Source organism: Sphingomonas sp. (assembly GCF_019242355.1).
In the GTDB taxonomy this organism is placed as follows: domain Bacteria; phylum Pseudomonadota; class Alphaproteobacteria; order Sphingomonadales; family Sphingomonadaceae; genus Sphingomicrobium.
Genome location: NZ_JAFAVR010000030.1, coordinates 1 through 10,420, shown reverse-complemented (window position 1 = coordinate 10,420; position 10,420 = coordinate 1). Strand labels below are relative to the sequence as shown.

Genomic DNA, 10,420 nt, shown 5'->3' with positions numbered 1-10,420 from the left:
CGACCGAACCAAGGCAATTGGGGTCCGGATCGATCGCGATCGTACAGATATTCCCCTTGGTCTTCGCATCCGTGTAGGCGGCCGCGCCGTTCAACGTCAGGCCGCCGCGGACGTAACTGACATCCGTCTCGACGCCGTTGATGATGGCGTTCCGGGCGTTGTGGATCTCGGTAAAACTGTTCGCGCCAAGGAAGGCGAACTGGAACTTGCTCCACTTCTCGTGGAACAGCGCCGTGTTCCAGCGGACCGGACCGAACGTCGTCTTCCAACCTACCTCGTAATTGCTGAGATAGTCGGGATCGTAGGGCGGCACAGTTCCGCGGCGATTGATGCCGCCTGGCCGGAAACCTCTCGACCAGGTTGCATAGAACATCAAACCCGGACGTGGCTTCCACTGGGCGTTCAGGCGATGCGTGAAGCCGCTGCCCTTCGCTCGAACCGGCACGACATGCCCATTCTCATAGACACCAAGGTTCGTACACGGACTTCCGGGAACGACGCCCGGTAGCAGGACACGCGAGTCCGCATAGGTTTCCGTGTCCTTGTCGTAGAGCCGCTGCCCGCTTTCGGTCCAGCACTGGGCGACGCCGGTGCGATTGCTGCCCGCGCCGTTGGGCGGCGAAGCAGAGAAAGGACCGTCGCCCCCGTCTCCAGGGTTCCGTCCGAAGCCGAAGAAGCCGATCAGGCTATTGTCGTATTTGAACAGGCGCCCGCCCGCGGTCAGCGTGACCGTCGGCGTCACGTCGAGGCTCGCTTCGCCAAACGCCGCATAGTCGCGGTCGTCGCGCTTCTGCTGGGTCAGCCACAATGTGCCCGGGTGACCGTTCACCGACAGGTTGGGATCGAGCCCGTCGATCTTGTAATCCTGATGGATGAAATTCGTCTGCCGCTGGTAGAAGAGGCCACCGATCACGCGGAAAGGCTTGTCAGACGGAGATGCGATCCGAAGCTCGTGGCTCATCTTTTTGAAGTGATTGGTATATTTGATATATTGCTGCGGATTGCTGACATAGTTGCCTGCGGCGTCCGTAAGATAGAAGTAATTCGCCAGGCCGCCTGACGAGTAATACAGCTGGTCATAGGCGTCAGTGTAATCGGCGTAATCGTTCACGCCGCTGTTCGGGCGATCCATGTAGGCGCCGGCGTAAGTCACGTCGAAGTTTGCGATCTTTCCCTGAACAGTCAGCGCCGCCTGCCAGAACCGATCGCGCGTCGGTTCCTTGCGGAAGCGATCGATCTTCAGATCGCCGAGCGCCGGATCGTAGAAGAACACGCCGTTCGACTTGGTCTTCTGATACATGAAAGTCGGCGTCAGGGTCCAGTTCTCGTCCAGGTCCACCTTCAGCGCTGCTCTGCCGCCATAGGTGTCGACCGGATTGAAATTGTTCTTCTCGAGACCAGTGTTCGTTACCGTCGGTCCATTTTTAACGCAGCCAACGGTGATCATGGAACCCGGAGGGGCCGTTGGATCGGGATCAGGGACCTTGATGGGATCGCCGCAATAGGTCCGCTCGCCGTGGATATTGTCGATGAAACCGGCGTCGCGCTGATAGAAGGCAACGCCGCGAAACGCCATGTTCAGGCCGATCGGGAGGTTGATCATCCCCTCGATCTTGCCGCCCTGCCCGCCATGATCGACGGTGTTCATCTCCGCATCGAGACGACCACTGGTGACCCCGAGCTCAGGCTTGTTGGTGATGATGCGAATGGTGCCGGCTTCGCTCGATGCACCGTAGAGTGTTCCTTGAGGACCCGAGAGGCTTTCGATCCGAGCGACGTCGTAGATGTGGATGTCGAGCGTTCCGCCGATCGTCGTCACCGGCTGCTCGTCGAGATAGGTGCCCACTTGCGGCAGCGGCCCCGAGTGATTGCCTTCCGCATTGGTGCCGCCCGCCGCCGAAACGCCGCGCATGTAGACGGTAGTCTGACCGGGCTGGGTAGTCAGGAACGACACCGAAGGCAGCTGCTTGGTGTAATCTTCGAAATTCGAGATGTTGAGCTGATCGAGCCGGCGGGTCCCGATCGCCTGCATGCTGATCGGAACATTCTGGACATTTTCTTCGCGCTTGGTCGCGGTGACGACGATCTCGGTCTGGTCGGGCACCTGTCCGTCCTGCGCCGTCTGGACCGCTGGGGGTGGAGCGGTCACGTCGGTCGCGTTCGTTCCGGGCCCCGGAGACTGGCCCGTGGGAGACGTCTGCGCGAGCGCCGGCGCCGCAAGCGCGCTGGAGGCAAGCAGACCGAGCGCAAATGCCCGACAGGTGCGGTGTCTCATTCGAATGCCCCCATTCGCCAGATGTTCGCCAATGCGACACTACGGTTACACGCTTGTCAACTGCGGCCGTGACGGCCTCGTCACGAATTCACGTTCAGCGTTGCAAGAACGAGACCGGAGGGTCTGGATAAGCCGCCACCACAGGGCCCAGCGCGTCCTTGAGCGACGCGAGGTGCGGCTCGTACGCCTGCCACTCCGCCGTTGCGTCGCGGTGAATCGGCTGCCGCACCTGTTCGGAACTCGCGGTCCGAACCGCGCGCTCGGTCTTGTGGAATTCCAGGCACGCCGGCTCGAAATCCAGGCCGCAATGGCCGAGCAGCGCTCGGACTTCCGCTTCGGTATCGTCGACCAGCCGCTCGTAGATCACGCGATGGACTCGGCCGGGAAGGACCGCGTCAACATGCGCCATCAGCCGGACATAATCCGAATAATAATGTCCAACGTCGGCAAGGTCGTAGGTAAATGCCTGCCCGCGCGCAAAATGCTGGCGGAAATTCGACAGGCAGCAGGCCAGCGGGTGCCGCCTGACGTCTATAATCTTCGCGTTCGGCAGGACGAGCTGGATAAACGGCACGAACAGCCAGTTGTTGGGCAGCTTGTCGATAAAAAAGGGCCGCGCCGTCCGCCGCTGGACGCTGGTGCGTTTGATATATTCTTCGCCAAACGCCCGCCGCTCGTCCGCGCTGAGGTCGAGCGTCCCGCCCGGATAGCCCCCGCCCTTGCCGGCAAGTACCGGCAAGTCAGACAATTCCGACGTGCCTTCGACGAGGCTGTGGCTGGAAAGGATCTGCTCGACCAGGGTCGATCCGGCGCGCGGCATCCCGGCGATGAAGATGGGATCGGGTGCGTCGCAGCCTCCTGGCCTCGTCGCAAATGCCTCCGGCGTGAACAGCGTCACGCAGCGGTCGACGAAGCTCGCGATCTCGCCGGAGCGATAGGGTTGCTGCTCAAGGCGCAGCGCATTGCCGGCCGCATAATGCGCGAAGGCCTCGTCCGTCCGACGCGCGTCGTGCATCGCCTTGCCGAGCGCAAACTCCAAGTGCAGCCGATCGTCGTCGTCGAGCCCGGGGCTGTCGAGCGCCTTCTCAATCGCCGCAACGTCGGCCTCGTCGAACTGCACGGTCTTGAGGTTGGCAAGGCTCCACCAGGCCTCGCCTAGGGCCGGCCTGATCGCAATTGCTCGGCGGTAAGCAGCAATGCCGTCCGCCTGCCGCCCAACAGTCTTCAGCATATGGCCGTAGCTCAGCCAGACCCGCGGCTGCTCCGGCGACCGCTTCAGCACCTGCTCGTAAAGGTCGATGGCCTCGTCGAAATCCCCAAGCCGGCCCAGCGTCGCCGCCTTGAGGTTCCAGTGTCCGAGCTCCTCCGGCTCGGCATCGAAGATATCGTCGAGCAACTCGAGCGCTTCCGCCGGCCGCCCCGTTCGGCCAAGGACGAGCGCCAGGTTCGCCCGGGCAGCGGTGAAGCCGGGCGCCAGCTCGATCGCGCGGCGGAGGAGTGCCTCACTGTCCCGCCAACGCCCGATCCGCGCTGCAAGCTCGGCCAGCATCCGCATCGCGGCGACGTCGAACGGATCGTCCTTGAGGTAGGGCTTCAGGATCCTCTCGGCGATGTCGAGGCGGTTGTCGTTGAGCGCCATCGCCGCCTCGATCAGCGCCGGGTGCAATCTGAGGCTGGTCGTCATGCTGGCCGCCATGCCCCTTGGTAGCCCGTCATTTGCCCTCGCGCCAAGCGGCGGTGCCCGTTATGCCGCGCGGCGATGATCTTCTTCGAGGACCTCGTCGTCGGCGCCGAGACGAATTTCGGCAGCTATGAGGTGACTCGAGAGGAAGTCCTCGAGTTCGCCCGCAAGTATGACCCGCAGCCCTTCCACCTCTCTGACGAGGAGGCGGCAAAGACCCATTTCGGCCGTCTCGCGGCGAGCGGCTGGCACACCTGCGCAATGACCATGGCGGTGCTTGCCCGCTGGTCGACAGAGCACGAGCAGGCCGGACTTGGCTCGCCAGGCATCGACGAGCTACGCTGGCGCAAGCCGGTCTATCCCGGCGATACGCTGCAGGTCCGCGCAACCATCGTCAGCAAGACGCCGTCTCGCAGCCGGCCCGAAATGGGCTCCTTCCGAAGCGAGACGATCGTCACCAACCAGGACGGCGCGCCGGTCCTGACCTTCACCTCGATCGTACTGATCCGCCGCCGAGAAAGCGACTCTCCAGCCGCCTAGCGGGGCCGGTAGGCCGGACGTCGGTTGAAGCCGCTCCAGTTGGGCTGCGTCAAGCGAGCGTTGGCATTCGGCGCCTGTCCGTTGCGGTGGTGCCAATCACCATCGCCGCGATGCCAGTCGCCGTCGCGGTCATGCCAGTTGCCGTTGCGGTGCATCCAGTACCAGCGTTCGCGATCGTTCCACATCCGCGGACGCCGGTAGCTGTCGTAGACGTAGATGCCGGTGCCCGGATAATAGAAATCGTCGTACCAGCCGAACGGTGAACCATAGCCGAGGCCATAACCGCCGCCCCAGTATGGGTCGCCGTAGCCGTAGCCGCCACCATAGCCAACGCCGATGCTGACGCTGCTGTAGGGGCCGTAGCCGCCGTAACCACCGTAGCCGGGTCCGTACATGTCATCGACGCAGCCACCAAGGGCGAGGCTACTGACAAGGGCCAGTGCGGCCAATCGAAGTTTGGGAACGCGCATGCCGAATCTCCAATACGCCGGAGGGATCGGACGGAAGAGCGCCTTGCGTGGTGAACGGCGAATGAATTCCGAAGCTTGCGCCGCTTGCTCGCCTGGATCAGCCGGCGATTCCCTGCTTCGCCTTCGCCCGGCGTGACTTGGCCTGATTCTCGGGCTCGAGAACGCCGGTGACCCGGACCTTCCGCTTCGCTTCGGCCCACACCTGCTGATAGGCGAGATAGCCGAGGATCGACCCGATCAGGAGGAATATCGCGACCGCGACACCCGCCGCGTGGCGAGCTTCGAGGTTCGGTTCGGCCGTCCACACCAGGAAGGCAGCGACGTCGCGCGCCATCTGGTCGACCGTCGGCTTGGTGCCATCGGCATAGGTCACCTGCCCATCCGTCGTCAGCGGCGGGGGCATCGCGATGTTGAGGTTCGCGAAATACGGATTGTAATGCAGGTTGGGCGGTGTCTTGGCGTCCGGGAACTGCTTGAGTAGCGCAGCCGGCTGGTTCTGGAAGCCCGTCAGCAGTGAGTAGACATAGGCGGCACCGCCCTCGCGTGACTTGGTGATCAGCGACAGATCCGGCGGCAGCGCATTGTTGTTGGCGGCACGGGCGGCAACTTCGTTCGCGAACGGCGGCGGGAAATTGTCCGACGGAAGCCCCTTGCGGGTCGTCGCTTCGCCGGTCTGCGGGTTGATGCTCGGAGTCTCGATCTTCCACTGCTTGCCCGAGCCCGCATAGGCTTTGATCTCGGCGTCGGTGTAGCCGAGGCCCTTGAGGTCGCGGAACGAGACCAGCTTCAGGCTGTGGCAGGCGGAGCAGACCTCGGTATAGACCTGGAGCCCGCGCTGAAGCTGCTGCTTGTCGAACGTGCCGAAGGGCCCGTCGCTGGAAAGGCTGAGTTCCTTCGGTTCTTTGTGGAATACCGAGGAGGCCAGCGGCGCCGGCGGGTTCTGCACGTACGTGATGATGCCGCTGAAGAAGGACAGCACCAGGACGGCCGCGAAGATTGCGCCGATGAAACCCAAAATCCAACGAAGAAGCATGTGACTGCCAGCCCCCTTATTCGGCCGTCGCCGTTGCTACCGATCCGGGCCGCGGCGCCTGGCCTACCGGAGCAGCTTCCGCCGTCTCGCCATGAAGCACGCTCTCGGAAATCGAGTTCGGCAATGGGAGCGGCGTTTCGAATGCCGACACCAGCGGCAGGATGATCAGGAAATGCACGAAGTAATAAGCCGCCGCGATCTGCCCCAACGCCGCGTTGAACGGCGTGATCGGCGCGCCGCCGACATAGCCGAGGATGACGATGTCCACGACGAGCAGCCAGAAGAACCGCTTGAACACCGGGCGGTAGGAGCCCGAGCGGACCGGAGAACGATCGATCCACGGCAGGAAGAACAGCAGCAGGATCGAGCCGAACATGGCGAGCACGCCCCACAGCTTCGCATCGATCCAGAACAGGTTGAACGTGCAGCTGCGCAGGATCGCGTAGAAGGGCCAGAAATACCATTCCGGGACGATGTGGGCCGGCGTCGCCAGGGGATTGGCCGGGATGTAGTTGTCCGGGTGCCCGAGGTAGTTCGGCGCGAAATAGGTGAGCAGCGCATAGACCAGGAGGAACGCGGCTGCGAACCAGCCGTCCTTGGCCGTGTAGAACGGGTGGAACGGGAGGGTGTCGCGCTCGTCCTTCACGTCGACGCCGGTCGGATTGCTCGATCCCGGGATGTGCAGTGCCCAGATGTGCAGGATCACGACGGCCGCGATCACGAAGGGCAGCAGGTAGTGGAGCGAGAAGAAGCGGGTCAGCGCCGCCTGGTCCGGTGCATAGCCGCCAAGGATCCAGATGCGCAGCGGCTCGCCGATCATCGGGAAGGCGGAGAAGAAGCCGGTGATGACCTGGGCGCCCCAGTAGCTCATCTGGCCCCAGGGCAGGACGTAGCCCATGAACGCCGTCGCCATCATCAACAGGTAGATGACGAGCCCGAGCATCCACACCAGCTCGCGCGGCGCCTTGTACGAGCCGTAGTAAAGCCCGCGAAAGATGTGGATGTAGGTGACAATGAAGAAGAAGCTCGCCCCGTTCATATGGGCGTAGCGAAGAAGCCATCCGGCGCTGACGTCGCGCATGATCAGCTGGTTGACCGAGGTGAACGCGCCATCGACGCTGGCGTAGTAGTGCATTGCCAGCACGATGCCGGTGACGATCTGGATCGTCAGGAAAATCCCGGCGAGGACGCCGAAATTCCACCAGTAATTGAGGTTCCGCGGGACCGGATAGCCACCGCCGATCGCGCCATAGACCAGGCGCGGCAACGGCAGGCGCTCATCGATCCAGCGGGCGACCGGGTGCTTGGGTTCGTAGGGCCTGGCCCAGGAAAAGCTCATTGGTTCTTGGCCCCTCAACCAATCGTAACCGTGGTCGGCCCGGTAAACTTGTAGTCGGGCACAACGAGATTCTTCGGCGCCGGCCCCTGACGGATGCGCGCAGCCGTGTCGTACATCGATCCGTGGCACGGGCAGAAATAGCCGCCGTACGGGCCCTTGTTCTCGCCCTCGCCGATGCCGAGCGGAACGCAACCCAGATGGGTGCAGACGCCGAGCGTGATCAGCCAGTTCGTCTTGCCGGGCTTGGTGCGCTCGGCCAGAGTCTGCGGGTCGCGAAGCGAGGAGACCGGAACCGCATTGGCTTCCTGGATTTCCTTGGGAGTCAGGTTCCGGATGAACACCGGCTGCTTGCGCCACACCGTCTTGATGCCCTGGCCAGGCAGGATCTTGGAGATGTCGACCTCGGTCGTCGCAAGCGCGAGCACGTCGGCTGACGGCGACATCTGCACCAGCAAGGGAGCCAGCGTTGCAAGCCCGCCGACGCCGGCGAAGCTCACCGCCGCGACCTTCAGATAATCACGCCGGCGCACGCCGTCTTCGCCTTCGACGGCGAGCGCTGTGTCCTTCGAACCCTCAGCGGACGATGCCTTGGTGGCCATGCTTCCCCTTTGACGCGATGTGCAAGCTCGTGCCGGGAGGCACTTGCGCGAGGCCGCGCCCGGGCGGTGCCCAAGCACGATTGGCGGGCCTGATAGCGAGGGGTTCGGGCGATGTGAAGGGCCGAATGGGTGAACTTTGGCTGAGCGCGCGGCCCCGCCGAACGCGCGGCTGTCCTTAGTGTGCCAGCCTCGTCTACACGACCGGTTATGGACCGCGTAACAGTAGCCCGTCCGCCAGTCGCCGGAGCGCCTCTTCCTCGCGCTTCGGCCGCGATCGCGGCCTTTTCGACGATTGTCGAATGGTATGATTTCACGCTCTACCTCTACTTCGCAACGGTCCTTTCCCGCGTCTTCTTCGGCGGCGGCGCGGGGTCGCTGCTGACCACCCTCGCCGGGTTCGCGATCGCCTATCTGATGAGGCCTTTCGGAGCGTTAGTCTTCGGCCATGTCGGCGACCGCTATGGCCGTCGCCGGATGATGCTGCTGTCGGTGGCGCTGATGACGGCGGCGATGCTCGGCTTGGCCCTGCTGCCAACGCATGCGCAGGCGGGTCCTCTCGCCGGCTGGCTCCTCCTCTCGTCGCGCTGCGTGATGGGGTTCGCGGTCGGCGGCGAATATACCGGCGTCGTCGCCTATCTGCTCGAAGGCTCACGGCCCGAGCGGCGCGGCCTCGTCACGTCATCGGCGGCCGCGGCTAGCGAGGTCGGTGGGCTGCTCGCGGTCGGCATATCGGCTCTCACCGTCTCTCTGCTCCCGCCCGCCGCCGTCGAGAGCTGGGGCTGGCGGATTCCATTCCTGTTCGGAGCAGCCCTCGCCGGCAGTGTCGGGATCGCCCGCTCGGCGATGCACGAATCGCCCGAGTTCGTGCGCCAGCAGGAGGCGGGCACCGTGCCGGAGAACCCGCTCCTCCACTCGGTCTCGACGCAGGGGCTTGGAATCCTCAGGAGCTTCGCGATCTCGGCCCTGGGATCGATCACTTACTATGTCGGGATCACCTATGTGCCGTCCTTCCTGACCGCCGTCGGGGCGATGTCGGAGAGCGACTCGCTCTGGATTTCGACCGGTGCCGCCGTCGTCGTCATCCTCGTCACGCCGCTTACCGGGCTGCTGTCCGACCGCTGGGGCCGCAAGCCGGTGCTTCTCCTCCTCTGCGGAGCGAGCGCGGTGCTGCCCGTGACTCTCTTCTCGCTGATGTCCAACGGCGATTGGGCGGAAGCACTCGCCGGAGCATTCCTCCTGGCCGCGATCGCGGGCGCCTACAGCGCGGTCGGAGCAGTGGCGACGGCGGAGCAGTTCCAGGGCGAGGGCCGGCTGACCGGCCTTGCCCTCGGCGCGACTGGAGCCACCGCGATCTTCGGCGGTCTGACGCCATGGGGATCGCAGCTGCTCGTCGCTCGAACCGGCGCGCCCTATGCGCCGGGAGCGATGATCGCTCTCGTCGCGCTGCTCGTCCTGCCGATCCTCGTCACGCTCACGGAAACGGCACCGGCCTTGCGTGGTCGCAGGGCTGTTCGAAAGGGGCGAGCGCGATGAACGAACTCGATAACCAGCAGCAGGCGGCCCGCGACTGGTTCGAGGCGCTACGCGACCGGACTTGCGCCGCCTTCGAGGCGATCGAACGCGAAGCAGGATCCGCCGCCGCCTTCGACTACACGCCCTGGGAGCGCTCCGACCCATCCGGCGAAGCGGGCGGAGGCGGAGTGCGCGGCCAGATGGTCGGCAAGGTGTTCGAGAAGGTCGGGGTCAACGTCTCCACCGTTGGCGGCCGCTTTTCGCCCGAGTTCGCCAAGAGCATCCCCGGTGCCGACGAGAACCCGAGCTTCTTCGCCACCGGCATCAGCCTCGTCGCGCACATGGCCAATCCACACGTGCCGGCGGTGCATATGAACACGCGCTTCCTCTGCACCACCAAGCGTTGGTTCGGGGGCGGCGCCGACCTGAACCCGGCCATCCCCTACGAGGAAGACACCGAGGCATTCCACGCGCGCCTGCGCGCCGCCTGCGCGGCCCACGACCCGACCTTCTACCCTCGCTTTTCCAGGTGGGCCGAGGAGTATTTCTTCATTCCCCATCGCGGAGTTCCGCGGGGCGTCGGCGGCATTTTCTATGATCATCTCGAGTGCAATGATCCTGGCGAAGGGGCGACGTTCGTGGAGAATTTCGCATTCACCCGCGACGTCGGCGAGGCGTTCCTCGACATCTTCCCGAAACTGGTGCGCGCGCGGATGGACATGCCCTTCGACGATGCCGACCGCGATCGGCTGCTCACGTTCCGTGGCCGCTACGTCGAGTTCAATCTGCTCTACGACCGCGGCACAATTTTCGGACTGCGCACCGACGGCAACGTCGATTCGATCCTGTCCTCGATGCCGCCCGTGGTGAAGTGGCCTTAACCTCTACGAACGAGTAGCCGCACTGAACACCATGACGACGCCGCCGAAGATCACCACGGCGTCGAGGATCGCGGTGTGAACGTGGATCGG

General features: G+C 64.1%; 9 protein-coding genes. 3 read left to right on the top strand and 6 right to left on the bottom strand.

Features of this window, described 5'->3' with window-relative positions:
• Both JOZ79_RS01180 and JOZ79_RS01175 read right to left on the bottom strand, forming a co-directional pair.
• Positions 1-2,275 (bottom strand): TonB-dependent receptor (locus tag JOZ79_RS01180; protein WP_294069437.1); only part of this gene is annotated, 2,275 nt, incomplete at its 3' end.
• Positions 2,276-2,369: 94 nt separating this feature from the next.
• Positions 2,370-3,959: a tetratricopeptide repeat-containing sulfotransferase family protein gene (locus JOZ79_RS01175; protein ID WP_294069434.1), complete on the bottom strand. Its 1,590-nt coding sequence runs from the start codon at positions 3,957-3,959 to the stop codon at positions 2,370-2,372.
• 75 nt (positions 3,960-4,034) lie between these two features.
• Here JOZ79_RS01175 and JOZ79_RS01170 point away from each other — a divergent pair, with 75 nt between their 5' ends.
• A complete protein-coding gene (locus tag JOZ79_RS01170) occupies positions 4,035-4,496 on the top strand; it encodes a MaoC family dehydratase (RefSeq protein WP_294069431.1) in 462 nt (153 codons plus the stop codon).
• Here JOZ79_RS01170 and JOZ79_RS01165 read toward each other — a convergent pair.
• From JOZ79_RS01165 to petA, 4 genes are all read right to left on the bottom strand, one after another.
• Entirely contained in the window at positions 4,493-4,966 is a 474-nt protein-coding gene (locus JOZ79_RS01165) for a hypothetical protein (protein WP_294069428.1), read from the bottom strand. The genes JOZ79_RS01170 and JOZ79_RS01165 overlap by 4 nt on opposite strands.
• Positions 4,967-5,063: 97 nt before the next feature.
• Positions 5,064-5,999, bottom strand: a complete 936-nt coding sequence (locus tag JOZ79_RS01160) for a cytochrome c1 (protein WP_294069425.1) — start codon at positions 5,997-5,999, stop codon at positions 5,064-5,066.
• 16 nt (positions 6,000-6,015) lie between these two features.
• A complete protein-coding gene (locus tag JOZ79_RS01155) occupies positions 6,016-7,338 on the bottom strand; it encodes a cytochrome b/b6 (protein WP_294069422.1) in 1,323 nt (440 codons plus the stop codon).
• A gap of 14 nt (positions 7,339-7,352) precedes the next feature.
• On the bottom strand, positions 7,353-7,937 hold the full coding sequence (petA, locus tag JOZ79_RS01150; RefSeq protein ID WP_294069419.1) for a ubiquinol-cytochrome c reductase iron-sulfur subunit: 585 nt from the start codon (positions 7,935-7,937) through the stop codon (positions 7,353-7,355).
• Positions 7,938-8,144: 207 nt separating this feature from the next.
• On the opposite strand from petA, the gene JOZ79_RS01145 reads away from it, so the two are divergent.
• A complete protein-coding gene (locus tag JOZ79_RS01145; protein ID WP_294069417.1) occupies positions 8,145-9,470 on the top strand; it encodes an MFS transporter in 1,326 nt (441 codons plus the stop codon).
• Positions 9,467-10,330 (top strand): oxygen-dependent coproporphyrinogen oxidase, encoded by an 864-nt coding sequence (gene hemF / locus JOZ79_RS01140; RefSeq protein ID WP_294069415.1) that lies wholly within the window; start codon positions 9,467-9,469, stop codon positions 10,328-10,330. Before JOZ79_RS01145 ends, hemF begins: the two co-directional genes overlap by 4 nt.
• Positions 10,331-10,420: the final 90 nt, after the last annotated feature.